General features: G+C 60.4%; 27 protein-coding genes. 16 read left to right on the plus strand and 11 right to left on the minus strand.

What is annotated here, in order from left to right; all coding sequences use genetic code 11:
• Window positions 1-210 precede the first annotated feature (210 nt).
• The 5 genes from CFU_RS08390 (at window position 211) to CFU_RS08410 (ending at window position 5485) form a co-directional block, all read left to right on the plus strand.
• On the plus strand, window positions 211-1071 hold the full coding sequence (locus CFU_RS08390; RefSeq protein ID WP_014005608.1) for a hypothetical protein: 861 nt from the start codon (window positions 211-213) through the stop codon (window positions 1069-1071).
• Between the two features lie 84 nt (window positions 1072-1155).
• Complete coding sequence (locus CFU_RS08395; RefSeq protein ID WP_014005609.1) at window positions 1156-2397, plus strand: TAXI family TRAP transporter solute-binding subunit; 1242 nt, start codon at window positions 1156-1158, stop codon at window positions 2395-2397.
• A gap of 40 nt (window positions 2398-2437) precedes the next feature.
• Window positions 2438-3238 carry a class I SAM-dependent methyltransferase gene (locus CFU_RS08400; RefSeq protein ID WP_014005610.1) on the plus strand — a complete coding sequence of 267 codons (801 nt, stop codon included), beginning with the start codon at window positions 2438-2440 and terminating at the stop codon, window positions 3236-3238.
• Window positions 3239-3339: 101 nt separating this feature from the next.
• Window positions 3340-4857 carry a transporter substrate-binding domain-containing protein gene (locus CFU_RS08405; RefSeq protein ID WP_190275234.1) on the plus strand — a complete coding sequence of 506 codons (1518 nt, stop codon included), beginning with the start codon at window positions 3340-3342 and terminating at the stop codon, window positions 4855-4857.
• Window positions 4844-5485 (plus strand): hypothetical protein, encoded by a 642-nt coding sequence (locus CFU_RS08410; protein ID WP_081466437.1) that lies wholly within the window; start codon window positions 4844-4846, stop codon window positions 5483-5485. The genes CFU_RS08405 and CFU_RS08410 overlap by 14 nt, the downstream gene beginning before the upstream one ends.
• A gap of 75 nt (window positions 5486-5560) precedes the next feature.
• Here CFU_RS08410 and CFU_RS08415 read toward each other — a convergent pair whose 3' ends face one another.
• Window positions 5561-6148 (minus strand): hypothetical protein, encoded by a 588-nt coding sequence (locus tag CFU_RS08415; protein WP_014005613.1) that lies wholly within the window; start codon window positions 6146-6148, stop codon window positions 5561-5563.
• A 444-nt stretch (window positions 6149-6592) separates the two neighbouring features.
• Between CFU_RS08415 and CFU_RS23245 the strand changes: the two genes are divergently transcribed.
• A complete protein-coding gene (locus CFU_RS23245; RefSeq protein ID WP_050808516.1) occupies window positions 6593-7120 on the plus strand; it encodes a winged helix-turn-helix domain-containing protein in 528 nt (175 codons plus the stop codon).
• Window positions 7121-7147: 27 nt separating this feature from the next.
• Here CFU_RS23245 and CFU_RS08425 read toward each other — a convergent pair whose 3' ends face one another.
• Window positions 7148-8065, minus strand: coding sequence for a LysR family transcriptional regulator (locus CFU_RS08425; protein ID WP_014005615.1), 918 nt, complete (start codon window positions 8063-8065; stop codon window positions 7148-7150).
• Window positions 8066-8161: 96 nt separating this feature from the next.
• On the opposite strand from CFU_RS08425, the gene CFU_RS08430 reads away from it, so the two are divergent.
• From CFU_RS08430 to CFU_RS08445, 4 genes are read left to right on the plus strand one after another with little or no spacing between them, the layout of a single operon-like run.
• Window positions 8162-8791, plus strand: coding sequence for an HAD-IA family hydrolase (locus tag CFU_RS08430; protein ID WP_014005616.1), 630 nt, complete (start codon window positions 8162-8164; stop codon window positions 8789-8791).
• A gap of 14 nt (window positions 8792-8805) precedes the next feature.
• Window positions 8806-9966, plus strand: coding sequence for a DSD1 family PLP-dependent enzyme (locus tag CFU_RS08435; protein ID WP_014005617.1), 1161 nt, complete (start codon window positions 8806-8808; stop codon window positions 9964-9966).
• A 44-nt stretch (window positions 9967-10010) separates the two neighbouring features.
• Window positions 10011-10394, plus strand: a complete 384-nt coding sequence (locus CFU_RS08440; RefSeq protein WP_041741560.1) for a RidA family protein — start codon at window positions 10011-10013, stop codon at window positions 10392-10394.
• Between the two features lie 55 nt (window positions 10395-10449).
• Window positions 10450-10857 (plus strand): SRPBCC family protein, encoded by a 408-nt coding sequence (locus CFU_RS08445; protein WP_041741561.1) that lies wholly within the window; start codon window positions 10450-10452, stop codon window positions 10855-10857.
• Here CFU_RS08445 and CFU_RS08450 read toward each other — a convergent pair.
• The 3 genes from CFU_RS08450 to CFU_RS08460 form a co-directional block, all read right to left on the minus strand.
• Entirely contained in the window at window positions 10850-11362 is a 513-nt protein-coding gene (locus CFU_RS08450; RefSeq protein WP_014005620.1) for a DUF1697 domain-containing protein, read from the minus strand. The genes CFU_RS08445 and CFU_RS08450 overlap by 8 nt on opposite strands.
• Before the next feature lie 13 nt (window positions 11363-11375).
• Window positions 11376-11981, minus strand: a complete 606-nt coding sequence (locus tag CFU_RS08455) for a pyridoxamine 5'-phosphate oxidase family protein (protein WP_014005621.1) — start codon at window positions 11979-11981, stop codon at window positions 11376-11378.
• 96 nt (window positions 11982-12077) lie between these two features.
• Window positions 12078-12956, minus strand: coding sequence for a LysR substrate-binding domain-containing protein (locus CFU_RS08460; RefSeq protein WP_014005622.1), 879 nt, complete (start codon window positions 12954-12956; stop codon window positions 12078-12080).
• Between the two features lie 118 nt (window positions 12957-13074).
• On the opposite strand from CFU_RS08460, the gene CFU_RS08465 reads away from it, so the two are divergent.
• Complete coding sequence (locus CFU_RS08465) at window positions 13075-13779, plus strand: FMN-dependent NADH-azoreductase (protein WP_041741563.1); 705 nt, start codon at window positions 13075-13077, stop codon at window positions 13777-13779.
• Between the two features lie 110 nt (window positions 13780-13889).
• On the plus strand, window positions 13890-15269 hold the full coding sequence (locus CFU_RS08470) for an alpha/beta hydrolase family protein (RefSeq protein ID WP_190275235.1): 1380 nt from the start codon (window positions 13890-13892) through the stop codon (window positions 15267-15269).
• Between the two features lie 4 nt (window positions 15270-15273).
• On the opposite strand, the gene CFU_RS08475 is transcribed toward CFU_RS08470, so the two are convergent.
• The gene (locus CFU_RS08475) at window positions 15274-15708 is read right to left on the minus strand and encodes a hypothetical protein (protein WP_041741564.1); all 435 of its coding nucleotides are present in this window, start codon (window positions 15706-15708) and stop codon (window positions 15274-15276) included.
• A gap of 163 nt (window positions 15709-15871) precedes the next feature.
• On the opposite strand from CFU_RS08475, the gene CFU_RS08480 reads away from it, so the two are divergent.
• Window positions 15872-17776 carry a sigma-54-dependent Fis family transcriptional regulator gene (locus CFU_RS08480; protein WP_238531419.1) on the plus strand — a complete coding sequence of 635 codons (1905 nt, stop codon included), beginning with the start codon at window positions 15872-15874 and terminating at the stop codon, window positions 17774-17776.
• Here CFU_RS08480 and CFU_RS08485 read toward each other — a convergent pair.
• Window positions 17773-18261 carry a spore coat protein U domain-containing protein gene (locus CFU_RS08485; protein WP_041741566.1) on the minus strand — a complete coding sequence of 163 codons (489 nt, stop codon included), beginning with the start codon at window positions 18259-18261 and terminating at the stop codon, window positions 17773-17775. The genes CFU_RS08480 and CFU_RS08485 overlap by 4 nt on opposite strands.
• Before the next feature lie 193 nt (window positions 18262-18454).
• Window positions 18455-20185, minus strand: coding sequence for a CocE/NonD family hydrolase (locus CFU_RS08490; RefSeq protein ID WP_014005628.1), 1731 nt, complete (start codon window positions 20183-20185; stop codon window positions 18455-18457).
• Between CFU_RS08490 and CFU_RS24395 the strand changes: the two genes are divergently transcribed.
• From CFU_RS24395 to CFU_RS08500, 3 genes are all read left to right on the plus strand, one after another.
• Complete coding sequence (locus tag CFU_RS24395) at window positions 20184-20405, plus strand: hypothetical protein (protein WP_148264790.1); 222 nt, start codon at window positions 20184-20186, stop codon at window positions 20403-20405. The genes CFU_RS08490 and CFU_RS24395 overlap by 2 nt on opposite strands.
• Before the next feature lie 69 nt (window positions 20406-20474).
• Complete coding sequence (locus CFU_RS08495) at window positions 20475-21356, plus strand: alpha/beta fold hydrolase (RefSeq protein WP_014005629.1); 882 nt, start codon at window positions 20475-20477, stop codon at window positions 21354-21356.
• Window positions 21357-21378: 22 nt separating this feature from the next.
• Window positions 21379-22782 carry an HdeD family acid-resistance protein gene (locus tag CFU_RS08500; RefSeq protein ID WP_041741567.1) on the plus strand — a complete coding sequence of 468 codons (1404 nt, stop codon included), beginning with the start codon at window positions 21379-21381 and terminating at the stop codon, window positions 22780-22782.
• Between the two features lie 18 nt (window positions 22783-22800).
• Here CFU_RS08500 and CFU_RS08505 read toward each other — a convergent pair whose 3' ends face one another.
• The 3 genes from CFU_RS08505 to CFU_RS08515 form a co-directional block, all read right to left on the minus strand.
• Complete coding sequence (locus CFU_RS08505; protein WP_041741569.1) at window positions 22801-23295, minus strand: DinB family protein; 495 nt, start codon at window positions 23293-23295, stop codon at window positions 22801-22803.
• A gap of 109 nt (window positions 23296-23404) precedes the next feature.
• Entirely contained in the window at window positions 23405-24175 is a 771-nt protein-coding gene (locus CFU_RS08510; protein ID WP_014005632.1) for a slipin family protein, read from the minus strand.
• Between the two features lie 177 nt (window positions 24176-24352).
• On the minus strand, window positions 24353-24982 hold the full coding sequence (locus tag CFU_RS08515; protein WP_085959139.1) for a 2OG-Fe(II) oxygenase: 630 nt from the start codon (window positions 24980-24982) through the stop codon (window positions 24353-24355).
• Between the last annotated feature and the right edge of the window lie 145 nt (window positions 24983-25127).

The raw sequence follows: 25127 nt of genomic DNA on the forward strand, positions 1-25127 counted from the left end.
AGCATACGAATCGGCGCGATTTCCCTCCTAACCATTTCTGACCATTTCTCCTGCCTTGCCTGACTCGCCTGCTCGCCTTACTCAAGCCGCGAGCAGATTTGGTCAGGGACGCCGCGGTTTCCTCCCTTAGCCTGTGAAGCATGACGCCGCCTCTCCTGTGTCAACCAGCGGCGTCATCGGTTTTTCCATCAACTTGAAAGGGATATCCCCATGAAACCAGCATCAGGAAATCGCACCGTCAGGGTGCTGCAGCAATGGCTGTTCGCGGTATTTCTCATGCTTGCAGGCGCATCTTCATTTGCGGCCGGAAAAACTAGCGGCCTGATCGAGCTTCCGATTGCGGCGCGTCCGGACATTCCCACTGCGATCACCTGGTCGGCGGAACTGCTCAACGCCGCCGATACCGCGCTGGCGGCGAAGAATCCGCCAGCTGCGGCCGTGCCTAACGGACTTAACTGGGTCAGGACGAATTTCTCCCGGCATCACATCATTCCACAGCAGTACTTACAGGCGCTGGTCGCCATCACCCAGGCGCCGGACAGCGACATAGCCGATGCCGATGTCGGCAAGGTCGCCTTGAGAAAGGCGCTCGGGAAAATCCGCTATCCAAGCGCTGCCCCGTTGCTGACGGGGGTGGTGTGGGCGCCGGTCAATCTGTTTGAAGGCCCGGTGGGATTCTTGCGCAGCGACGAGCCCGGCAATGATTTTGAGCTCAACAAGCCGCGCAGCTTCGATGAAAAACGCTGGGATGCATTGAGGAACGTGGTGCATGTGATGACCGTCCTCGAGTTCAGCAACGAAGGCAGCAAATTCACCGTGTCGGCGCAGACCCTGAATGCAAGGGGCGGCCTGGCCAGGTTGACGGAGGCGGTGGTGGCGCTGGCCAAATATACGGATGACAACCGGGTTGCGATCCATCGTTTTTCCAATACCGACTGGATCGACGGCCGCAGCCTGGCTGCCATCAACCTGCAGGACCTGGTGGGATATTCCAGCAGCCTGATAGTCACTGATTCGCTGGTGGCCAGCAAGAAAAATGCCTACCGCCTGAAACTCAAGGCTGACCGCTGATTTCAATAAGCCGCGGCGCACAGGAGCGTTTAGCTTTTGTGCGCCTGTCCATGTGTTGTCCGTAGTCCTGCGCGGATTCCATCTATGCAAAAAAACAAAATGCAGCTTGCGCGACTGCTGCTTTTCCTCAGCCTGGTTCTGATTGTGCTGTACGCCACATTCAAAGCCGTGCCCGCGCGCCAGATCAGGATTGCCGCCGGTCCGGAGGGCGGGAGTTTTTATGCGATAGCGCTCCAGTATAAAAAAATACTGGAGAAAAAGTACTACCAGGTTGAAATCATTCCATTTCAAAATACCGATGAAATTTCGGCCCAGGTGGCTGACGATGCGGCGCATGTTGATATCGGCTTTGTCGCAAATGACTTGCACGGGAAGAATACGGGCAGCCTGATATCGCTCGGAGAGATCCAGCTGCAGCCGATCTTCATTTTCGTGAATCGCAAGGAGGAAGCGGCAGGGCGCATTCAATCGTTCGCCGACCTGCGCGGGCTGCGCCTGGTACTTCCTCCTGAAAAGAGCGTTACCAGCCAGACCTTGCTGAGCATATTCGCTCTATACGGCATCGACCGCAACAATACGCCTCTCAGCTTTCTTTCGATCGGCAGCGGCATTCCGCAGCTGGTTCAGGAAAAATTCGACGCCGGCCTGTTCATCCTGGGAGCGGAAAGCGAGTTGATGGCGGAACTGGCGAAGAACCAGCACCTGGCGCTGGCAGAGATGAAGCAGCAGGCGGCCATCGTCAGGAGATTTCCCTTCTTGCAGGAAGTGACCCTGCCCAACGGGATCTTCGACCTGGAAGGAAAAATCCCCGCCCGCGACGTGAAGCTGCTGGCCGCAAGCATTTCAGTCATCGCCAAAAAAGACCTGCCTCCCGCCACCACCTACGCGCTGCTGGAAGCAATGTGGGAGGTGCATCGCAGCAGCAGTTACGTTAATGGCGAAAACGAATTTCCCAAATACAGCAGCACTGCGATACATACCAGCGAATTCGTCAATGAATTTTATCGCAAGGGCACGCCCTGGATTTTTTCCACCTTCCCGGTTGCGGCCGCCAGCATCCTCGACGCTTACCTGGCGCCGCTGCTGGGGATCTGGTTCTTCCTGAGCATATACAGGGTTTTCATCCAGCTTGAAAAAATCCGCAGCCTCACCCTGTCCTTTCTTGCTCACCTGCTGCTTTGCTGGCTGCGATGGGGCATCAGGAAAGGCCGGCCTTTATCTCCGCTGGCGCGGTTTCTTGTGGAGAAAGTCGAGTCCGCAATAGAGCGGGAGGAACAAGGGTTGCCGGAAGTGTTGGCCGAACTGAAACACCTCAAGCAGCTTTAGCACGCAGCGAACTTTTGCCAGCCCACACCGGAGCCCAGCCATGTCAGCGGACGATATCAGCAGAGCAATGCAAGCGACTTACGACCATTATTATCTCAGCGAAGGATATCGCCGCCGTTATCCGGAACCGAATATCGCAACCATGGCCTATCTGCTGCAGAACGGATTGGCGGACGTCAGCCAGATCCTCGACTTTGGCTGCGGAAACGGCCGCTATTCACTGGCTTTGCTGGAAAAAACCAAGGCCCACCTGACTGCCTACGATATTTCCGCCGCCTCCTTGGCGGAGTTCGAATCGCAGTTGCGCAGCACGCCTCATCGCGAGCGCGTCAGCTTTGTGCATGACAACCTGGACGGCTTGAACAGGTATGCCAGCTACGACGCGATCCTGATGCTGTTCGGCGTCTTGTCGCACGTGGTCGAGCGCGACTTGCGGCTGCAGACCCTGCATAAAATGCGCAGCCTGATCCGGCCCGACGGCAAGCTGATCTTGTCGGTGCCGTCGATTTTCCGGCGCAGGCCGTGGGAATTGCTCAAATACAGCCTGGCGCGAGCCATGGGATATGCCGCACCACCCCAGGATGAAGCGGGCAATATTCGGTTTACCAGGCGCATTGAGGGTCGCAACCTGACGTTCTTCTATCATCTCTACTCATTGCGCACCCTGCGCGAGGAATTGGCTGAAGCTGGATTCGCCATCATGGAGTGCCAGCCTGAAAGCCTGTTTCCCGAATGGCTGGTGACGCAATCGAGCCTGGTGCGCTGCATCGACCGGCGCCTGTGCTCCTGGATTCCGGCGCAGCTCGGCTATGGCATGCGGGTGCTCGCGGACCCTGTATGAGGCAAGGTAAAACAAATGTGCGCCCCTGCCTGCAAGCGGGTCGTGCCTGCCTGTTTGCATTTATCTTGGTGGCCGCCGGAGCGGCGCATGGCGAAAACCGCATGGACCAGATAGTCAAGCGTGGCGTGCTGGTGGTGGGAGTCAAGACCGACTATCCGCCTTTCGGTATGCTCTCGGCGGATGCCACGCTCCACGGCTTTGAGCACGACCTGGCGCAGGACCTGGCGCATCGCCTCGGCGTCGTCCTGCACAAGGTGGCGGTGACGGGCGCCAACCGCATGCAGGTGCTGGACGAAGGCAGGATAGACGTCATGATCGCGACCTTGGGCGACACCTACGAGCGGCGGCAAATCGCCGACCTGGTCGAACCGAACTACTATTCTTCCGGCGTGACGCTGATGACCCGGCCGGACAGCAAATTGAGCGCTTGGGCCGATTTGCGCGGCCAAAAGGTATGCGCCACCCAGGGCAGCTACTTCAACCGCGCCATGGCTACCCGCTACCTGCTGGATTTGCAGGTGTTTCCAAGCGGCCGCGACGCCAAGCTGGGAGTGCGCGACGGCCGTTGCGCCGGCTGGCTGTTCGACAACACCGCGATCGCCGGCGATTTGTTGTCGAGCGAATGGAAAGGCTACAAATCCACTTTGCCGCCGCAGCTGCTGACGCCGTGGGCTATCGCCATTGCACGTTCTGAAAAAGGCGGCGCGCTGGAAATGTTTATCGGCGATACCGTGGCGGACTGGCATCGACAGGGTGTCCTGCTCGGCCTGGAAAAAAAATGGCAAATGCCGCCTTCCGTGTTTTTGGCCGAGATGTACGCCTTGTGGAATAAAAAAGACGAGAAGGGCGCATTCATTTGCCGGCGCCTGGCGAACGGTCAATGGCCGCTGGCATGCCGCAATCCCGTTTTCATTACCTCTACTGAAACCACCGGCCTGCAGCAATGGGGATTGCGGCTCAAGGAAAAAACCGGCATCAACCTCACCTTCGTCTACGACGAGTATGAGCGCGACCAGTTTTTACGCGCTTTATGCATCACGCTCGCGCTCACGGTTTCTTGCGTATTCGGCAGCCTCGCCAGCGGCGTGGCCCTGGCGCTGGCCGTGGAACGGAAAATCCTGCTGCTCAGCCGGTTTCTCAAGGGACTGGCCTTGATCGGCAGGCTGACTCCGCCTTTGCTGCAAATTTATGTACTGGTTTTTGGCATAGGCGGTTTGCTGGCCGCCAGCTGGGGAGTGCAATTGAATTCCTTTCTGGTTGTCGTGCTGTGCCTGTGCTGGTACACCGGCTCATGCCTGCTGCATATCCTGGAAAACGCCGGCGACAAGGAACGTTTGCGCAATCCGGGATTTCGCCTGACGTTCGACACCTTGCGGCCGCTTGTGAGTCGTTGTTCGACATCGATATTGGCGTGCCTGGTGAATGTAACCAAGGCCACCATGATGGCCAGCGCCGTCGCAGTGCCTGAATTGCTGTCGGTATCGACTTCGATCATTGCCGAACATGGGGCCGTCGCTACCGTGATGAATACCCTGATGCTGCTGTTCCTGCTTTTGGTGTTCGTCGTGCTGCGTGTATTGCAATGGATGGAACAGAGGTGGTGCCGTGGAATCGATTGAAATCGGAAAAAAACTGTTTGAGTGGACTCCCTTTCTGGCAACCGGATTCCTATGGAACATCCTGATTTCCGTACTGGCATTGGCTATCGGCACGGTCGGCGGCGGGCTGCTGGTCTTGCTGCGGCTGTCCAGCCATCGGAAATGGGCTCTTGCGGGTTCGGCCCTGACTGAACTCATGCGCAATGTGCCGACGTTTGTTTTCCAGTTTTACCTGGTCTTCATGCTGCCGGAATCATTGACGTTGCCGTTTTCGAGCCTCAGCCTGCCTTTCCCGTCCTGGCTGAAAGCGGCACTGGCACTGGCGCTAGCCGTGGCGGGTTTTGTTTCAGATAACCTGTTGAGCACGATCCTGGAATGGCGGCGCGGCAGATACCAAGATGCGCTGCTGTTCATCTCGAACCTGGGCAATTTTTGCGTAATCATTGTCATGGCGTCCTCTGCGGCGTCGGTGATAGGCGTGCCTGAATTGCTCAGCCGCTGCAACACCGTAATCAACGCCACCGGCACCACGCAGATCATGCTGTGGGTTTACCTGTATGCGATGGTCTGGTTCTTTCTGTTTTCCTACCTGGTGACGGCCGGAATAAGGAGATTCAGTTCCGGCATGCAGCGGCGCATAAGAAGTTAAGCAGAATTTCCGGCAACAGGAAAAGCGGGCGCCGGATTGGAGCATCCGTTTGCCCGCCTGGTGTCGGCGGCAGGTTTAGCTGAGGGCAGGCAGATAATGCGTCAGCTTGTCATAACCGTTGTCTTTCAGGGCTTTGATGGCGTCCGCTCCCTTTTTTCCCCACGTAAAAACATCGCCGTGAAGATCGACATAGACCCAGTGCAACAGGCCGTACCGGTAATTGCTTTGATTGTCTTTTTTCCCCAAGCCGTAAATCGCGTTCTTATACGGTAACGGTTTGTCGAGATTCAAGGTGTTGCTGCTCGCCGTTGTGGCATGAAAGTCATAGTTCAGGAATCCCAGGTCTTTGCACAGCAGGCTGACCGCGGCCGCCGTCATCGCAATGCCGACCTGCGCATCCATGGCGTGGTTGCCGCGCATTTTGTCCGTGACGTCTTGCAGGCTGCGATAAGCATATACATTCCCGAAAACCTTCGAGAAATCAAGCAGCGCTGCAGACCGGTCCGCATGGTTCCGGCAAAAATTCTCGATCAGGGGAAACAAGGTGGCATAGGTGTCGGCCGCAATGACTCCTCCCTTTTTATGGTTCAGGTTGGCGGCCTGGACGGCCGCGACAAAACCGCATATTCCCCAGTTGTTCTGGTTCATGTCTTCGATTTTCATGCCGATTCCCTTTCATGTAGATGCGTCGCCATGCCGTTCATTCAGGCCGGTTGTCGCTATCGCCCGCCAGGCGGGAAGCGGCCGCGCCGGATCTTTTCGCTTTCATGCGCGGCCTGAACATCGCAAAGATCGTAAAAAGAATAGGCCCGGCATCGGCCGGGAAACTGACGGTTGCTGACATGGGCAGGCGCCGGCGATTCGCTGAACTGGCGGCTTATATGGCCGTTGATCGACCAAATGAAAAACGGGGTTTCATGGCCAGATGTCGGTGGATTTGCATCCAAGGCTGTAATTGTCTGGTTTTATGGCGCATCCGCAACCGAGTCACCTCCCGGCGCAGGGCCATGTTCCTCAGAAAACTATAGAAAATGTCATGAATTGTCATGATAACAGTATTTCCATGAGTCAACATGTGGCCATGAATCTACTTTGTTGGGGCAAAAAATGATGACGTTGCTTCTCCTGAAAGATGACACGCGAAATGAAAATGAGATCTGCGATTTTTTCAGCAGCGCTGGTTATCAGATCAATTGGAGCGAGACTTCAGCCACCTTGCTGGCAGGGCAGAGTCCGAGCGAGCAAAACAGGTCGATCACCATTTTGCAGATGGATCACACGCATCCGTTCCCGCCCGATATTGCCAACCTGACGCGCGGCATCACGCTGCCTTGGCGGCTGTCCATGCACCAGCGCACCCTGACCGCGCCGAACAATAACCAGATCAAGCTCACCAGCCTGGAGTTTACCCTGGTCAAAACCTTTGCCATGCTGGAAATCGGCGAGGTGGCGTCCAGAAGGAGGATCATCGGTGAATTCGGCGAGCATTACCTGAGTTACGACCAAAACCGGCTGGACACCATGATCATGCGCTTGCGCAAAAAAATCCGGCACGGGCTGGGAATGGCGCTGCCCTTGAATACGGTAAGGGTGCGTGGATTCAGCTTTGACGATTTGCTGATCCTCGATCATTAAACCGGGCACAGATGGGCGCCGAATCTGTCATGGCCCACCTTTGATCCGCCAGGGCGGCACCGGGCCGAACTGCCGCAGCGCATACTCGATGAATTTCTTCGCGCGCGCCGACATGCCTTTGCGCTGCGGAACCAGCGCGATGACGTCGGCCGGCGCGATATTCCACTGGGGGAGCAGCGCCACCAGCTTGCCGCGCCGGATGTTTTCGGCGACGTCCCACTCGGAACGGATCATGATGCCTTTCCCCATCAGCGCCCATTGGTGCACCACTTCGCCATCGTTGGAACTGAGGATGGGATCGACCCGCACGCTGTGGCTGAGCGTTCCTTTGCCAAACTTCCACAGGCCCACGTCTTCATCGTTTTCCTGCAATACCAGGCACTGGTGGCCGGCAAGCGATTGCGGATCGGCCGGCGACCCCATGCGCCGGATATAGGATGGGGCCGCACACAGGATTCTCGCATTGGCGCCGATCTTGTAGCGCACCAGGCTGGAGTCGGCCAGCGCGCCGATGTGGAACGTGATGTCGGCCTTGTGCGCTTCGCCGGCGCTAATGCGGTCGAGCAGTATCAGCGAAACCTTGACGCCCGGATGGTCGCTCTGGAATTGCGCCACCAGCGGCGTCAGGTAGCGGCGGCCAAAGCCGAACGGGGCGTTGATGCGCAGATGTCCCGCGACAATGCCTTGCCGTGCTTTCAGCATTTCAAAAAGAGCATCGTTGCGCTCGCAAATCGCCGCGCCTTCTTCTGCCAGCAGCTGGCCTTCGTCGGTCAGGTTCATGTTCCGCGTGGAGCGGTCGATCAGGCGCACGCCCAGCCTGGCTTCCAGCTGCTGCAGGCGCTGCGTCACGGCGGAAGCGGTCACGTTGATTTCACGCGCGGCGGCGGCGAGGCTGCCGGTTTTTACCACGATCATGAAAAAGCGAATATCGTCGACCGGGATCATTATTAAGTAAAACTTAAGTTAGCCATGTGTTTGATTTAACCACAATCTTGGCGATACCGTCGATAATTCAGCCATACCAACTGGATCGGGGCTGACATGGCGCAAAAATATCAGGCAATCTTGTTCGACCTGCTGACAGCATTGCTGGATTCCTGGACAGTCTGGAACCATACCGCCGGCTCGGAGCAGGCCGGGCGCGCCTGGCGCGCCGAATACCTGCGGCTGACCTATGGTTGCGGTGCTTATCAGCCTTATGAAGAACTGGTGGCGCAGGCGGCGCAGAACGTCGGACTGGCGCCGGAGCTGGCGCAACAGCTGGACCGCAACTGGCGCAGTCTCCAGCCGTGGCCGGAGGTAACCGCAACGCTGGCGCGTTTGCAGCAGAATCATCGGCTTGGGGTGGTGACTAACTGTTCCACCAGGCTGGGCCAGCTGGCAGCCGACAGGGTCGGTGTCCCATTCGAGGTGGTGGTGACGTCGGAGCAGGCCGGGTTTTACAAGCCTGACCCGCGGCCGTATCGGCTGGCGCTGGAGAAACTGGACTTGCCGGCGCAGCGCGTGCTGTTTGTCGCCGGGTCCGCCTACGATATGTTCGGCACCGCGCAGGTCGGCCTCGATACCTTCTGGCACAACCGCATCGGCCTGGCAGCACCTGCCGGCGCGCCGGCGCCGCTGGCGGAGTCGGCGCAGATCTCGGACCTGCTGCAGTTCGCCGAAACCAGATAAACCGAGGAAATGACATGAATGATTCCACGCTCCATCCGGCGCGCCGGCTGGCCGACCTTGAAACGCCGGCCCTGGTCCTCGACCAGGACCGCATGCAACAGAATATCGCCCGCATGCGGACCAGCCTGGCTCGTTTCAATGTGGCGTTCAGGCCGCACGTCAAGACCAGCAAGTCGATCCAGGTCGCCCGCTCGACGCTAGGGCAAGTCAGCGGACCGATCACGGTCTCGACGCTCAAGGAAGCCGAATATTTTGCAGCCAATGGCTTCACGGATATCCTGTACGCGGTCGGCATTGTTCCAGGCAAGTTCGATCACGTGATCCGGCTGCGGCGGCAGGGGGTAAGGCTGACGCTGATCCTGGACAGCCTGGAGATGGCCCAGGCCCTGTGCGACAAAGGGCGGCAGGAAAACATGTGTTTCGACGTAATGATCGAAATCGACTCCGACGGCCACCGCTCAGGCGTGGTTCCCGATTCGCCGGAGCTGCTCGAGATCGGCCGTTGCCTGGCCACCGGCGGCCAGCATCTGGCTGGCGTCATCACCCATGCCGGTAATTCCTATAATTGCCGCTCGATACCGGCCATCAGGCAGATGGCGCAGCAGGAACGCGATGCCGCGGTCGGCTGCGCAGAACGCTTGCGCGCGGCCGGCATCGTGTGCCCGGCAGTCAGCATCGGTTCGACGCCGACCGCCATGTTCGCCGACAACCTGGATGGCGTCAGCGAAGTGCGCGCCGGCGTGTTTGTGTTCGGCGACCTGGTGATGGCAGGCCTGGGTGTCTGCCGCCAGCAAGACATCGCGCTATCCGTGCTCACCACGGTGATCGGGCACCAGAAAGAAAAAGGCTGGATCATTACCGACGCCGGCTGGATGGCCATGTCGCGCGACCGCGGCACCAGCAGGCAGCCGCAGGACCAGGGTTACGGCCTGGTCTGCGATCTTGGCGGCGAGCTGTTGCCGGATCTGCTGATGGTCGACGCCAACCAGGAACACGGCGTGATCGCGCACCGCTCCGGCGACCCTGCACAAACACCGGACCTGCCTATCGGCGCCATGCTGCGCATCCTGCCGAACCACGCTTGCGCCACCGGCGCCCAGCATGCCCGCTACCATGTGGTTAACCGGGAGTCTTCGGATATCCTGGAGGTCTGGGAGCGCTTCCGCGGCTGGTAGGACAGGCCCCGGCCCATCATTCATCCTTGTCACGCAAAGAGACCATGAAAATCATACATACCCCAGCCGTGCCGGCGCCGCGCGGCCACTATTCGCAAGCGGTGGAACAGAACGGTTTTGTCTTTTTGTCGGGCATGCTGCCGGCATCCGATACGATCGACCCGGCCACGCACGATTTCCGGCAGCAGTGCGAAGCAGTTTTCCATCAGTGCCAGCAAGTCTTGCAAGCCGCGGGCTGCGGTTTTGGCGATGTAGTGCAGGCCACGGCATACCTGGTCGGAGTGGAAAACTGGAGTTTGTTCAATGAGATCTACGCCAGCTACCTGGGTCCGCACAAGCCGGCGCGCGCCGTGGTGCCGGTGCCGGCCTTGCATCACGGTTATGCGGTAGAGCTGCAGCTGATTGCTTGCGTTCCCGGTGGGGTGTAGTCGTGCTAAATTAGCGTTTCGCAATCCGCGCCTCCTTAGACAGCAAGGAAAAATCATGTGGACTCATGAAGAGAGCATAGAAACAAGCGCTGCGCCGGCGCGGATCTGGCAGCTGTTTGCCGACGTGCAGGGCTGGAAAAAATGGAACAAGGGAATTGACAATATCCAGATCCACGGTCCATTTTCGGATGGCACCACATTCACGATGCAACCGCCCGGCGAGGATGTATTTACCACTACCCTGATCGACGTCAGGGAGAACCAAGGTTTTACCGATGAAACGATCATCGACGGCACCCGGGTACTGGTGCACCATAAGATCGTGCCGCTGGCCTCGGGCGGCAGCAAGATCATCTACAGCACGGAAATCACCGGGCCGGCTGCGGCGGATTTCGGGCCGATGGTGACCGCGGATTTTCCGGACGTGCTAAGCGCGCTGAAAAATATCGCCGAGCTCAGCTGACAGCCAAGGCGAGCAGCTTGGTGACCGTGTTGATGTTGCGCACGGTGGCGATGCCGGTCGACGGCGGCAGTTTCAGCTTCGATTTGCCCATGCCTTCGGGATAGTGGATATAGATTTCTTTCTTCCCCGGCCGGACCTCTTCGGCGCCAGGGATACGCAGCAGCTCAAGCCAGTCCTTGGGCAGGCTGCCGTTGCAAAAAACCACCGCGACTTTCGACGGCTCCGCATCCGGGAAGGGGTTGGCTTTCAATATGGCGCCCAGCTCTGCCGCGGTGCGCAGCAAGACATCGACTGGTTTGCCCATTTTTTTAGCGAGCGCCTGCGCCAGTTCCTGGCCGACGGCGTCTTTGCCCAGCGCGCTGTCGAAGATCACGTTGCCGCTCTGGATATAGGTGCGGACCTGGCCGAAGCCCAGCCCGCTGCACAGCGCGGCCAGTTCTTTCATCGGCAAGAGGCCGGTGCCGCCGACGTTCACTGCGCGCAGCAGCGCGACATACACCGTCATGGCCGTCCTCCTTTCAGTAGAGGGTGGCCTTGACCCGCGCCGGCAGTTCGCGGTCGTAGGCCTCGGCGTCGAAACTGCTGCTGCCCAGGCGCTTCAGCATGGCGCCTGGGCTGGGAAAGCTGCTCCGTTCGATCTGCCCGGCAGGATCCCAGAGTTTTGAGCGCACCAGCGCTTTTGAACAATGGAAGTAGGTCGCCTCCACCTTGACGATGATGACGGTGCGCGGCAACTTGCCATCCACCGCAAATTGCTCGAGCAGGGCCGGCTCCGCGGAAATCTCGGCGCGGCCGTTGACGCGCAGGGTTTCGCCGATGCCGGGTACGATGAAAAGCAGGGCGATGCGCGGGTCCGCGATGAGGTTGCGCAGGGTATCGATACGGTTGTTGCCGGGGCGGTCGGGTACGGCCAGCGTACGTTCATCGAGGATCTTGACGAAACCCGGGGCATCTCCCTTGGGCGAGCAGTCCATGCCCCCCGGGCCGTGGGAAGCGAACACTACAAATGGCGAGGTTTTGACAAAGGCCTGGTAATCCTCGTTCAGGTAATCGATTTCCTTCCACAGCGAACGCTCGTGCGGCTTGCCGTAGATTTCCTCCAGCTGCTCGATGGTGGTAAGCATGTCTTTCCCCGGACATTGGTTTGTCCGGGGATTTTACCGGGAAACCGACGCCTTTGCCGTTTTCCAAGACCAGAACAGTAGGTTTTAAGCGTTAGCTTACGCGCTGATCCAGGCACGGACGTCGTGCACGTCGGCGCGCCTGGCTTCCGGATACACCAGATAGAAGGCGTAGTTGCTGAGCACCGGACCGAAAGGCTGCTCCAGCACGCCGCTTTTTAATTCGGGCTCGATCAGGGCAGTGCTGAGCAGAGCAACGCCTTGTCCGGCGATCGCCGCCGAGATGGCGTGGCTTTCGTCCGAAAATACGATGCCGCCGCGGCTGTCCAGGCCGCTGAACCTGGCGCGCTGGGCCCAGGCGCGCCAGGTCGAGGCCTTGCGCAGCGTGCTCTGCCATTCGCAATGGATCAGGGTGTGCTTGAGCAGGTCCCTCGGTTTCTTCACTTTGAGCAAAGGGCTGCTTACCGGCGCAATGCGGTCGTCGAACAGTTTTTCCGCCACCAGTCCCGGCCACAATCCGAGTCCGTAGCGAATCGCGATATCCGCGGTATGGCCGTCCAGCGGCGCGATTTCCACCGAAGTATGGATGCGCAGGTCCTGCTTCGGATAAGCGCTCCGGAAAGCGCCCAGCCGCGGCAGCAGCCAGCGTGCGGCAAACGCCGGCGTGGTGGAAATGGTGAGCATGCGCGCTGCGTCGCGCACTTGGATACGGTTGATGGCAGCCGCAAACAAATCGAAGCCTTCGCGCAGCGCCACATACAACTCGGAGCCGGCCGCCGTCAGGCGCAATTGCCTGGGCAGGCGCTGGAATACGGCCACCCCGAGGCTTTCTTCGAGCCGCCTGATCTGGTGGCTCACCGCAGTCGGCGTCACTGAGAGTTCCACCGCGGCGGACTTGATGCTCAGGTGCCGCGCCGCAGCCTCGAATGCTTTCAGGGCGGCGAGCGGCGGCAGGCGGCGCGTGATCTGGTTATCCATATGGATGAGTTTTATTTTCCATAATCAAGAAAAACTTGTCGTTTGTCGAGGAATTGCAGGGAGATTACAGTTTATCCGGAAACTGATGCATGAATCTAATTCACAAAGGATAACTGAAATGACTACCTTGCTACACCTCGACGCCAGCGCACGCAGCGGACATTCCGACCGCCAGCCGCATGGTTCCCATACCCGCAGGCTGACGCACTGCTTCGTCCAGCAGTGGCTGCAGCAGCGGCCGGGCGACCGGGTCAGCGTGCGCGACGTCGGCCTCCATCCGCCGTCGCCGGTGAGCGGCGAATGGATACACGCCGCGTTTACCGCGCCGGCCTCGCGCGCAGACTGGATGCACCAGGCGCTGGCGGAAAGCGATACGCTGGTCGATGAAATCCTGGCGGCCGATATCCTGGTGCTGGGCGTGCCCATGTATAACTTCAACGTGCCGGCGCAATTCAAGTCCTGGATCGACAATATCGTCAGGGTGGGCCGCACCTTCGGGTTTGACCGGCAGCGCCAGGGAGAGCCTTACTGGCCCATGCTGCAGGACGCCGGCAAGCGCGCGGTGGTGCTGTCGTCGAGAGGCGATCACGGCTACGGCGCAGGGCAGCGGATCGCCGCCATGAACCATGTCGAGCCCAGCATCCGCAGCGCCCTGTCTTACATCGGCATAAATGAGGTGCACAGCATCGCGGTCGAATACGATGAGTTCGGCGATGAGCGGCTGGCGGCGTCAATCGTAGCGGCGGAGGCCGAGATCGCCAGCCTGGTCAGGCGGATGAGCAAGGAGCTCGGCCAGATTCCAGCTTGCCGGCGAGCCGCCTGAATTGCACCGCTTCAATTGAGTTATTGCGGCGGAAACAATTGCTGCATAATAATTGTATGTCTCAAGTTCGATACCTCAGGATCCATACCTTGTTCCAGCAAAGGAAATTCATGCAATTGACGACAGCGCGGATGAGCGCCGCCATCCTGTATTCCACCATCCTGCTTTCGCCGCTGGCGACAACCGCCTTGGCCCAGGGGGCGCAAGCAGCGACTGCAGCCCCGGCCTGCCTCACCGGCGCCTACCGGTCGCCTGCCGGCGAAATCGTTACATTGACGCAGCGTCCGGGATTTCCGGCCACCCTGCTTGCCAGTAACCTGGACGGCCGCACCGGGATATTCGAAGCCGGCGCCGAAAACACCATGAACGCGGCAGCCGATGCCGACGGCCGGCCCAGGCTGGCGGGCCGCTTGCGTTATGCCGGATGCCAGGATCAGCCGCTGGTTTTCCAGTTCGACGGCGGCCCGGAGCAGCAGTGGTCGCGCCTGCCGTTGCGCATCACCCGGACGCAATTCATGTCCGGTCCGCTCAAGCTGAATGGCGAGTTGATCGAGCCGGCAGCGCCTGCCGGCAAGCCGCCGCTGTTTGTTCAGGTGCACGGCTCGGAATCGACCGCGGCGGTGGATGCCAGCAATCGCGCTTTCCTGATGGCGAGCCAGGGCGTCGCTGCGTTCGTGTTCGACAAGCGCGGCACCGGGCTGTCGGAGGGCGTGTATACCCAGGATTTCACCAAGCTTGCGGACGATGTCGCCGCGGCGGTGGTTGAAGCGCGCAGGCTCAGCGCCGGGCGTGCCGGCCGCGTCGGCGTGGCCGGATTCAGCCAGGGCGGCTGGGTGGCGCCGCTTGCCGCGACCAAGGCGCCGGTCGACTTCGTGGTGGTGGGTTACGGCGTAATTGGCACGCCGATAGAACAGGACCAGTGGCAGGTCGACTATCAGCTGCGCAACCTTGGTTACGGCGAAGACGTGATCGGCAAAGCGCGCTCGCTGACAGCGCTGGCCGGCACGGTAGCGGCGTCGAATTTCTACGCCGGTTTGCCGCAGCTGCAGAAAGCCAAAGGCAGATACGCCGGCGAGCCATGGCTGGACAAGGTTGACGGCCAGTACACGGGCGAGTTGCTGCGCGGCGAGGTGGAGCGGGCGCGCAGCGAAAGTCCTGGCGTGATCTGGCATTACGATTCGGAGGCGGTCTTGCGGCGTCTTGCGATTCCACAATTATGGGTGTTTGCGCAAGACGACTCGGTCGCGCCGAGTGCGCCGTCGATTGCGCGCCTGGACCGTTTCAGGGGCAATGACAAAACCATCGACATCGCTGTCTTTCCCGGCTCCGACCACGGCATCCGCACTTTTTCGGTGAAGCCTGACGGCAGCCGTAAATATGCGGGTTATGCAGCGGGATACACCAGCCTGCTGGCCGACTGGATGAAGGGGCAGCCGCTGGCGCCGGACGCCCAGGACAAGATGCTGGGGCCGACGCGGGGGTTGCGCTAGGGTTTCAGCCCTTGAACTTGTTCTTCAGGGCGTCCAGTTTTGAGCTTGAGGCTATTTGCCCGTGGGCTTCGTCGGCCTCTGTGTCCTGCTCGTCGGCAAATTCGTCGGCCAGGTTCTTCCAGCCCTTGCTGGCCGCGAAGTCGTTGAATTCTTCCGGCGCTTCCAGCACGATCAGTTTGTCATCTTGCAAACCAAGGTCGCCGTGGCCGAAATCCGGGCCGACATAACCGGCCCGGCGCAGCTGGGCCAAGACCTGGGCGATCAGCACCTTGTCTTCATACAAACGCTCCTTGCCGATCGCCGCGGCGAAATCGACATAGACGTCGATGATGCCGTAGCCTTCGTCGAAGATGCGGATTGCTTTTATGTTATGGCCACGGCCGGCAGCGTCGGTGACGCTGAATGGCCCGCTGAGTTGGATATCGGTTTCGCTGTTCATTCGCGCAGGATACACCAAATGCCGCTGAACCTAATACCCGGGCTGTCGTCAGAACAGTTACATCGGGCGTGATTCACCGGTAGACTGAGGGGAAATGAATTCGTTGAGAGGCGCACCAGCGCCCGCAAAGAGAGGTTCGCAGAACCTGCCCGAAGGAGACAAAATGCGTGATATCTCATACAACAGGTCGGCGCAGCATTTTTCCTGCGATCCCGCGGTGATTGAAAAATCGCACCAGAGATCGAGCGCCTACGGCCTGGACCAGCACGACAAGCCGGACATCATGCCGCTGGACCGCAGCTCCCTGTCGCTGTTGCTGGAACAGAACCGGGTCCTGCATGCGCATGCCTTGCCGGTCATGGAAACCCTGTACGAGCAGATCGTCAACACCCACAACATGGTGATCCTGACCGACGCCCACGGCGTGATCGTACATGCGCTGGGCGACGACGATTTCCTGGTCAAGGCCAACCGCGTGGCCTTGAACCCGGGCGTGACCTGGTCCGAGCAAAGCAAGGGCACCAACGCCATCGGCACCGCCATCGCGGAAGGCGTGCCGACCACGGTGCATGCCGACGCCCACTATCTTTCGGCAAATCATTTCCTGACCTGCTCGGCGGCGCCGATTTTCGACTACCAGGGCAATATCCTCGGCGTGCTGGATGTCAGCGGCGATCGCGGCAGCTACCACAAGCACACCATGGCGCTGGTGCGCATGTCGGCGCAGATGATTGAAAACCAGTTGTTTACCGCAGCGTTCGAGAACGCCGTCACCCTGCATTTCCATAGCCGGCCCGAATTCATCGGCACGCTGGTGGAAGGCATCGCCTGCTTCACGCCCGGCGGCCGGTTCCTGTCGGCCAACCGCAGCGCCATGTTCCAGCTGGGGCTGTCGCAGGCGGCCTTGCAATCGCATACTTTCAGCTCGCTGTTCGGCTTGCCGCTGTCGACCCTGTTCGACCATTATCGGACGGCCGCACCGGGCCTGCTCAATCTGTGCCTGCACAGCGGCGTCAAAGTCTATGCCCGCGCTGAACTGCGGCTGTCGAACAGTGTGTTCCAGCACTACAGCGAACTGCCTTCCTTGCCTGCGGCGGCGGTGCCGAAGGTGGCGCCGCGCCGGCTGTCGAGCCTGCGTTACCTGAACACCGGCGATCCGCACATGGCGACCCTGATCGGCAAGCTCGACAAAGTGATAGGGCGCGACATTCCTATCCTGATCACCGGCGAAACCGGCACCGGCAAGGAATTGCTGGCGCAGGCGATTCATAACGATTCGCCGCGCAAGAACAATGCTTTTGTCGCCGTCAACTGCGCCTCGATTCCGGAAACGCTGATCGAATCTGAACTGTTCGGTTACGAAGAGGGGGCGTTTACCGGCGCCCGCAAAAAAGGCGGCCAGGGCAAGCTGCTGCAAGCCAACGGCGGCACGCTGTTCCTGGACGAAATCGGCGACATGCCGCTCAGCCTGCAGGCACGCTTGCTGCGGGTCCTGCAGGAAAGGGTGGTGACGCCGCTGGGCAGCACCAAGGCGATTCCGGTCAACCTGGCCGTGATTTGCGCCACCAACCGCAACCTGCGCGAACTGATTGCGGCCAACCTGTTTCGGGAAGATCTTTATTACCGTCTGAACGGCCTGGTGGTCAAGCTGCCGGCTTTGCGCGAGCGCAGCGATCTCGATGTGATCGTCGACAGGTTGCTGGCGGAAGCCGGCAACGAAGGACGCTGCTGCAGCGTCGCGCCCGACATCATGGAATTGTTCCGACGGCACAGCTGGCCGGGGAATTTCCGTCAGCTGAGCAACCTGTTGCGGACCGCAGTGGTCATGGCCGGAGAGGACGGGCTGATCAGGCTGGAGCACCTGCCCGACGATTTCCTGGAAGATGTGCAGGCCGAGCCGCCGCTTGCGGTCGCCGCGGTTTCAACCGACGGCGCCGGCAGCCTGGAAGGCCTGGCGCAGGCCGCGGTCAGGAGCGCCTATGAGGCCTGCGGCGGCAACGTGTCCGCAACCGCCAAGGCATTGGGGGTTTCGCGCAATACCGTGTACCGCAAGCTCAACCTGCGTTAAAACGTGACGGTGGCGACCACGGTGTCGGTATATGTCGTGGCGATGCCGGTCTGTCCCGATGGCACGCGGGCGTAAATCGTCACTGGCGTTGCTGTTCCTGTGGCGTTGACCGTGGCCGGCGCGGTGGCGACGGTGTTGCCCCAGGTCGTGGTGCGGCCGGAATCCGAGAACAGCGAATAACTAAGATAGGTCGGGGTGCCGCCGCCGCTGGATACGCGCCGCAGCGGCACCGAATCGGTGGAGCCGGTATTGGCGTTGGCGCCTTGTCCCAGCGTGATGACCGGCGCAGCGCCGGGGGTGCAGGTAGTGGTGACGCTGGCGGTCACGTCCTGGTTGGCGGAGGCATTGGTTACGATCGGATCGTAGGTGGTGGTGAAGCCGATGGTGGCAATGCTGCAGTTGTTGGCGATGGTGACGGTGTTGGTCATGGTCGCCGTGGCTGTCGCTGCAAAAGCGCCGGCGGCGCTGCATGCTGATACGACCATTAAGATAAAACCTTGAGTAGACTTTTTCATGACGAATCTCCCGATTGCCACTACCTGTTTGTCCGGTCCGGACCACACTTGATCCAGGTCTTGCTATACGCATCTATATCATATAAATTTCCTTATGGAAATATTTATTTGTAGGCTTGCCGACAACTTGCACGGCAAAACCATGCAAGTTGTCATAGATGTATTACAAGGTTGGCAAGACCAAGGTCGATTGCTGGCCCGGACTGAATTCAAAGCGCACGCCAAACCGTTCGCCCAGGTTCACCGGCGAGGCATACAGGCTGTCGGCAGTATCCAGCACCACGCCGATGTGATGGCCGGCCGGCACGTCATAGGCGGTAGCCGAGAATTCGATCGGGAAATCGACGGTCTGTCCTGGCGTCGCCCAGTGCAGGGTGGTTGCGCCATGGGTGATCAGGACGCCGGTGCCGATTGCATCCACGTCATACAGATAAGCCACTACCTGGGCCCGCGCCTGCGAAGGCGTGGCGCGCAAATTCAGTTTCGGAATGCCGCGGATTTTCTGGGTAGCGCTGAGCGCCGGCGCTTCGTAGCGGACGCCGGCGGCGAGGCTGACCGTCAGCAGCGAATTGACCACCGGCAGGTTGATGGTTTCGCCCAAGGTCGAGAGGATAGGAATCAGGCCGCTGCTGGCGGTGGTGTCGAACAGGTTCTGGATCAGGTCGGAGTCGGTGGTCTTGTTCGGCGCGCTGGAGATCAGGCCTTTGTCGCCCTTGCCGCAGAAACAGCTGAGGTCGAAGCGGATTGCGCCGCGCGGCGCCAGGTAATAGGTCTTGTTGGTGAGCTCAGGCGCCGGCCAGGTAGTAAACGTTTCGCGGCGGTCGCTGAACTTGATCTGCATGGAAACCTTGGGTTCGGTGTCGACGCCGTTTTGCTCGCCCTTCAGCCAGCGGTTGAACCAGCGGTGGGCCTGGTCGTAAGGATAGTTGGGCGCGCCCAGCAAGGCGCCGGTCAATTCCGCGGAAGCATGGATGCCGGCGTTGAGCAGGATTTTTTTAGGTCCGGTCAGCGCCGCGAACATCGCCAGCGAAGAATTCGGCGTGAACATGTCGTCCTGGAAGTTCTTGCTGATGAATACAGGCGCGTTGCGCTTGTTGATGGCGGCTACATAGGTGGACGGCGAACGCGGCTTGGCCCAGGCAGTGATTTCGGCGATCCTGGCGGCGCTGGTGTTGGGATCGAGCAGGGCCAGTATGTTCTGGTCCNCCTCAGGCGCAGGGCGGCCGGTGACGCTGCCGGCCAGTCCGAGCACGGTGGCCCAGGTCTGGTTGGGCGAGCCGGATGTGTACAGCTGGTCCGCCAGCGTGGCCCAGCCGGACAGGGCGACCGCGGTCTTGAAGCGCGGGTCTTGCCCGAGCGCGATCAGCGACAGGCCGGCGCCGTAGGAAATGCCGCTGGCGGCGACGTTGTTGATGTCGATAGGCGCATTGGCTTGCAGCCAGTCGAGCACCGACGAGACATCGCGCGCATCTTCCGGCGCGGCGACGTCTACCTGGCCTTCGGACAGATAGAAACCGCGCGCGGTGTAGCTGACCACGACATAACCGTCTTGCGCCAGCTTCTGCTGCTGGCCGATATATTCGACGCGGCCCGGCGCCGCCCAACTGGCGATCATGACGATGGCGGGGAATTTCTGGTCGCTGCTGCTGCGTTTCGGCAGGAACAGGTTGGCCGCCAGTTTGGTGCCGTCGAAACTGGTGATGGTCATGGCGGGGATCCAGCAGGTGCCGTCTACGGGGGAGACGATTCCTGGCGATTGCATCGGGCTGGCGTAGCTGGCTGCTTCGGCCGGGCTGGCGTTGCGGCACAGTTCGGCGTTGGCGCCGGCGGACGCCAGGCTCAAGCCTAACGCCAGGGCGATGCCGGGCAGGGTAAATGAAGACGAGATGCGCATGCGACGTTCTCCTGTATTTATGATTGATTATTCAGTGTTCAATGTTGCCGGGGGATTCAAAACTGCGTGCTGCGGGAAAGCGGATGTGGTGAGCGATCGTTATCAGGCAGGCCATCTGCATGCGGCGTTTGCGGCAAATGGAAGTGCTTTGAAATTAAGTGAACGATCGTTCTTTTTTCATCTTTTTATTAACCCACGCATCGCGTTGCAGCATCAATAAAAAGATTAGAAGATAGCGACTAATGATCAATGTGCACTGTCGCTGGTCAAACCGAATCGGAGGGCGAGGATGTTAAACCGGATCGATGCAGGCGTTCTTAATGTTACCTACGCGGAGAGCGGCGATGCCGATGGCCGCGCGGTCGTGCTGCTGCACGGCTTCCCCTACGACATCCGCGCATACGACGACGTGAGTGGATTGCTGGCGGCGGCCGGTTGCCGCGTCATCACGCCGTATCTGCGCGGTTACGGTCCGACCCGTTTCCTGTCGGCTGATACGCCGCGCTCTGGCCAGCAAGCGGCGCTGGCGCATGACCTGTTGGCCCTGATGGATGCGCTGGCGATTCCCGACGCAGTGCTGGCCGGCTACGACTGGGGCGGCCGCGCCGCCTGCATCGTCGCCGCGCTATGGCCGCAGCGCGTGCGCGGCCTGGTGTCCGGCGGCGGCTACAATGTCCAGGATATTGCGGCATCGGTAAAACCGCAGGCGCCGGAAAACGAATGGCGCTACTGGTACCAGTATTATTTCCACGGCGAACGCGGCCGGGCCGGGCTGGCGCAGGACCGCTATGCCTTTTGCCAGCTGCTGTGGCGCCTGTGGTCGCCCAACTGGCGGTTCGATGAAGAGACTTACCGGCGCAGCGCCGCCGCCTTCGATAACCCGGATTTTGTCGAGGTCGTGATCCATTCCTATCGCCATCGGTTTGGACTGGCGCCAGGCGATCCCGCGTATGAACATACGGAATCGCTGCTGGCCGCGCAGCCGCCGATCAGCGTGCCGGCCGTGGTGCTGGATGGCGCTGGCGATGGCGTCAGCCTGAGCGGCGATTCGGCAGGACATGAGCGGTTTTTCAGCGGACCGTACCAGCGCCGGGTGGTGCCGGTTGCGGGACACAACTTGCCGCAGGAAGCCGCGCAGGATTTCGCCGGTGCTATATTGGCGCTGCTCTGATCATTTTTTGAAAGGCTGTCTCATGTTGCGTCTGGTGCTGCTGCTGTTGGGTGTCGACTACTTGCGCGATCGCTGGCGCGGATTGCGGATCATCGGCTGGATCTGGGCTGTCGCAGGCGTAGTGATATTTGTCGACGCCCTGGACAATGCGCTGTATTTCCCGATCAGTTTTTTCGCCTACTTCCTGCTTGCCGAAGGCATCGCCACACTGGCGGTGGCATGGACTGGGGTTGCCGGGCAACGCATCCTGCGCCACATCAAAGGCGTGGCGTTCATCATTGCCGCGCTGCTTATCCTGGCTGGCCACCACCACGGCAATTTCATCTTGTCGATGATTTTCGGCACGCTGTTCCTGGCCGACGGATTGCTGCAATCGATCTCGGCAACCGTGGTGCGTTATCCGCGCTGGCGGCTGGCGCTCGCCGGCGGCGTCGTCGAGTGCGCCATCGCGATTTTTTTCTACCAGCCGTATCCGACCCACTACGTCGGCACCGTGCCTTATTGCATCGGGCTGGGCCTGGCGTTCGGCGGCTGGCAGATGCTGCTGCTGGCGTACCGTGTGCGGCGCCTGTCGGCCAAGGCAACGGTCGAGTCCTTGCTGCAGAGGGCAGAGGCCAGCTCGGCCCAGCAATATGCTGGAGCGGCGGCCAAGAATACTTTGCGGGAATGGGATGGCCCGCCGGCTGCGGACGAAAAGGCCCTGACCGTCCATGTCTGGACACCGGTCGGTTCCTCGCGGACGCCGGCGCAGCGGCTGCCGATCATTGATCGTTATATTGCCGCGGTTGACTCCGATGGCGTGATTTCCACCGGTCACGCGGCGCTTGAGACGCCTGAAGGGGTTTATATCAGCCTCTATCCGGGAGTTGAAATCGACCGCTCGCCGGATCAATTCGGGCGCCTGCTGCGGGCTACGCCGGACAACGATGTGGCAGGCGTGTTCCAGCCCGACTATCCAACCGAATCGCGCGCCTGGTGCGAATCGACCGTCAAGGTCAGGATCAGGAACTACAGCGCCGAACGGTTAAGTGCTTTTTGGGAAAACTACCGGCAGGACAATACCTACAACCTGACTTACCGCAACTGCTCGAGCTCGGTCGCGCGTGCGCTGGAAGCTGCGCTTGAGGGAGCGGCCGGCAGGATCCGCGGCCGCAGCTGGAGCGCGTTTGTGCGGCTGCTGCTGACGCCGGAACTGTGGGTGGCGGCGCAAATCCGCAAGCGCGCAAAAACCATGGCATGGACGCCGGGGCTGGCCCTGGATTACGCGCGCGCCATGAGCATGCTGGCGGACCCGAGGCCGTTCGGCTGGCTGAAGATGGCGCGCTTGGCGCTGCGCACCATGTCGCGTTCGCGCCGCGCCTGGCGCCAGGAGCATGCAATGGCCAGGCAGCCGATGGCGGACAGCGAAGAAAAAATCACCTCCTGAAATCCGCTTTGAAACCATTTATGCCCGGCTCGCCTCTATCTTGCCTAACAGCCATTGCAAGCCAGCCAGGTGCTGCTGGTCGTGGCTGCACAGATAATGCACCAGGCTGCGCAGGGTCAGCGCACCATAACCCTCGAATTCGGCGCTGCGCTTGAACTGTTCCGGAGACAGGCTGGCAAGCAGCGCCACGGTCTGGGTGCGTGCGCCACGGAAGCTGGCGAAAACTTCGGTCGCGTCCGCCGCGCCATAAGCACGCTCGCGGGCAAGCACGTCGCTGTCGATGGAAGCCAGCAGCGGCCTGGTTTCGTCGAGGGTGCGGCGGAAGCGCAGATGGTAGCCGTCGATCTCGATGTCGCGCACATGGCAGATCTGCTCGATGGCGGTGAATGGTTCGCTGGGCACGCCATCCCAGGACGCGGGCGTCCAATGGCGGAATTCGGCGGGAATGGCGGCGTAGTGCGCTTCCAGCTGCAGCGGGAAAGCGGCGAGGGTGTCGATGGTGATGGAATGCATGGCTGGCGCGCCTGGAGGCATGGATTTACGGACAGGCAATTATATGGCAACGCCAGAAACGCGTTGCGGCGTCGCTGTTTTTCCTTGCCATTGCGCGGCGCATGCTTGGCTACGGCGCTTTTTTCCTGTCGCCCAAAAACGATGACAGCAAGTCCATCGGCAGTGGGAATACCACCGTGGTGTTCTTGTCGGCGCCGATCACCGTCAGCGTTTCCAGGTAGCGCAGCAGGATTGCCTGCGGCTCTTGCGCCAGCACGTGGGCGGCCTGGTAGAGTTTTTCCGAGGCCTGCAGCTCGCCCTCGGCATGGATCACCTTGGCGCGCCGTTCGCGTTCCGCCTCGGCCTGGCGGGCGATGGCACGGATCATCGATTCGGTCAGGTCGACCTGCTTGATTTCGACGTTGGACACCTTGATGCCCCAGGAATCGGTCTGCGCATCGAGCGCCTGCTGGATCGCGAGGTTCAGTTTTTCACGCTCGGCCAGCATGTCGTCCAGCTGGTGCTTGCCCAGCACCGAACGCAGCATGGTTTGCGACAGCTGGCTGGTGGCGTTGAAAAAATTGGCGACTTCGACGATGGCTTTTTTTGGATCGACCACGCGGAAGTACACCACGGCGTTGACCCGCACCGAGACGTTGTCGCGCGAGATGACATCTTGCGTCGGCACCTCCAGCACGACGGTGCGCAGGTCGACCCTGACCAGCTGCTGGATCGCCGGCACCAGCAGCACCAGCCCCGGCCCCCTGACGCCGGAAAACCGTCCGAGGGTGAACACTACGCAGCGCTCATACTCCCGAAAAATGTAAATTGCCGCGTTGAGCAGGATGAGCAGGACGAAGATGATTGCTATCAGTCCGAACCAGGCGAAATTCCAGGGCATTTTGTGCCTCCTTCCTTGTCGAGGATGGCCTGGGTCCGCTGTCCGGCAACCGGACCGGCAGCAACGACCCAGGCTATAGAAACAGTATAGGTCACAGCGCGCTACTTAACATCTCCGCGTCCCTGAACTACGGCGCCGGCCATTAAACGAGGTTTCTCAATTCACAACAAGCCTGCTTCAGGTCGGACGTCGTCTGAACCAGCCGGCGAGAGACAGCCGGTCGCGCGTCGCCGGCAAGACTTCGTGCACCATGTCCGCCGACAGGAACAGCACCAGGCGGCTGCCCACGGGCGCAATGTCCTCGGTGGATTTTCCCAGCGGATGCAGGCGCAGGGCGCCGCCTTGTTCCGGCAGCCAGTCCTGGTTGAGGTAAATGACCACCGATACAGTACGGCAGTCGTCGTCGCGGAAACGGTCGAGATGGGCCTGGTAGCCGGCGCCCGGCGCGTAAAATGCGAAGTGGCTTTCGTATTCGTCCAGCCCGAGGTAGAGCTCGCGGTTCAGCGCCACGCGCAAGCTCTCCATGATCTGCAGGTAGCGGTCGCACGCCAGCGATTGTCCGGCCTGCAGCCAAAGGATGCGGTCGCCGCGGATGTCCGCGCGCAGCACCTGCGCCGCACCTTTACCTACGCCGGCCGGATTCAGTGCACCGCTGGTCGCCAGTGCACGGCATTCCGCGGCTAGTTCTTGCGTCAGTTCAAGGGATAAAAAAATGTTGTGCTGCGACCAGCCGTGTTCGGCCAGGCCGTCGGCCATGTGCGGCGGCAATGCCGCGCGGAAGTGCTCGGGGAAAGCAGGGGGCTGCATCGCTACCACTCTTTGCTGGAACGTGCTTTAACTGCAGATCGTCAATATTCCAGGAGCGCTGTTTTAACGATGCCGCCAAACGAAGCCGCGCAAGCGGATTGTGGGGCTAACCGGTCCATCATAACACCGCGGAGGTCGCTGTGGA

The organism is Collimonas fungivorans Ter331, from assembly GCF_000221045.1.
Taxonomy (GTDB): domain Bacteria; phylum Pseudomonadota; class Gammaproteobacteria; order Burkholderiales; family Burkholderiaceae_D; genus Collimonas; species Collimonas fungivorans_A.

Coding starts and splice junctions, on each gene's coding strand:
- CFU_RS08390 (WP_014005608.1), top strand. CDS start 211: ATGAAACCAGCATCAGGAAATCGCACCGTCAGGGTGCTGCAGCAATGG.
- CFU_RS08395 (WP_014005609.1), top strand. CDS start 1,156: ATGCAAAAAAACAAAATGCAGCTTGCGCGACTGCTGCTTTTCCTCAGC.
- CFU_RS08400 (WP_014005610.1), top strand. CDS start 2,438: ATGTCAGCGGACGATATCAGCAGAGCAATGCAAGCGACTTACGACCAT.
- CFU_RS08405 (WP_190275234.1), top strand. CDS start 3,340: ATGGACCAGATAGTCAAGCGTGGCGTGCTGGTGGTGGGAGTCAAGACC.
- CFU_RS08415 (WP_014005613.1), bottom strand. CDS start 6,148: ATGAAAATCGAAGACATGAACCAGAACAACTGGGGAATATGCGGTTTT.
- CFU_RS23245 (WP_050808516.1), top strand. CDS start 6,593: ATGATGACGTTGCTTCTCCTGAAAGATGACACGCGAAATGAAAATGAG.
- CFU_RS08425 (WP_014005615.1), bottom strand. CDS start 8,065: ATGATCCCGGTCGACGATATTCGCTTTTTCATGATCGTGGTAAAAACC.
- CFU_RS08430 (WP_014005616.1), top strand. CDS start 8,162: ATGGCGCAAAAATATCAGGCAATCTTGTTCGACCTGCTGACAGCATTG.
- CFU_RS08435 (WP_014005617.1), top strand. CDS start 8,806: ATGAATGATTCCACGCTCCATCCGGCGCGCCGGCTGGCCGACCTTGAA.
- CFU_RS08440 (WP_041741560.1), top strand. CDS start 10,011: ATGAAAATCATACATACCCCAGCCGTGCCGGCGCCGCGCGGCCACTAT.
- CFU_RS08445 (WP_041741561.1), top strand. CDS start 10,450: ATGTGGACTCATGAAGAGAGCATAGAAACAAGCGCTGCGCCGGCGCGG.
- CFU_RS08450 (WP_014005620.1), bottom strand. CDS start 11,362: ATGACGGTGTATGTCGCGCTGCTGCGCGCAGTGAACGTCGGCGGCACC.
- CFU_RS08455 (WP_014005621.1), bottom strand. CDS start 11,981: ATGCTTACCACCATCGAGCAGCTGGAGGAAATCTACGGCAAGCCGCAC.
- CFU_RS08460 (WP_014005622.1), bottom strand. CDS start 12,956: ATGGATAACCAGATCACGCGCCGCCTGCCGCCGCTCGCCGCCCTGAAA.
- CFU_RS08465 (WP_041741563.1), top strand. CDS start 13,075: ATGACTACCTTGCTACACCTCGACGCCAGCGCACGCAGCGGACATTCC.
- CFU_RS08470 (WP_190275235.1), top strand. CDS start 13,890: ATGCAATTGACGACAGCGCGGATGAGCGCCGCCATCCTGTATTCCACC.
- CFU_RS08475 (WP_041741564.1), bottom strand. CDS start 15,708: ATGAACAGCGAAACCGATATCCAACTCAGCGGGCCATTCAGCGTCACC.
- CFU_RS08480 (WP_238531419.1), top strand. CDS start 15,872: ATGCGTGATATCTCATACAACAGGTCGGCGCAGCATTTTTCCTGCGAT.
- CFU_RS08485 (WP_041741566.1), bottom strand. CDS start 18,261: ATGGTCGTATCAGCATGCAGCGCCGCCGGCGCTTTTGCAGCGACAGCC.
- CFU_RS24395 (WP_148264790.1), top strand. CDS start 20,184: ATGCGACGTTCTCCTGTATTTATGATTGATTATTCAGTGTTCAATGTT.
- CFU_RS08495 (WP_014005629.1), top strand. CDS start 20,475: ATGTTAAACCGGATCGATGCAGGCGTTCTTAATGTTACCTACGCGGAG.
- CFU_RS08500 (WP_041741567.1), top strand. CDS start 21,379: ATGTTGCGTCTGGTGCTGCTGCTGTTGGGTGTCGACTACTTGCGCGAT.
- CFU_RS08505 (WP_041741569.1), bottom strand. CDS start 23,295: ATGCATTCCATCACCATCGACACCCTCGCCGCTTTCCCGCTGCAGCTG.
- CFU_RS08510 (WP_014005632.1), bottom strand. CDS start 24,175: ATGCCCTGGAATTTCGCCTGGTTCGGACTGATAGCAATCATCTTCGTC.
- CFU_RS08515 (WP_085959139.1), bottom strand. CDS start 24,982: ATGCAGCCCCCTGCTTTCCCCGAGCACTTCCGCGCGGCATTGCCGCCG.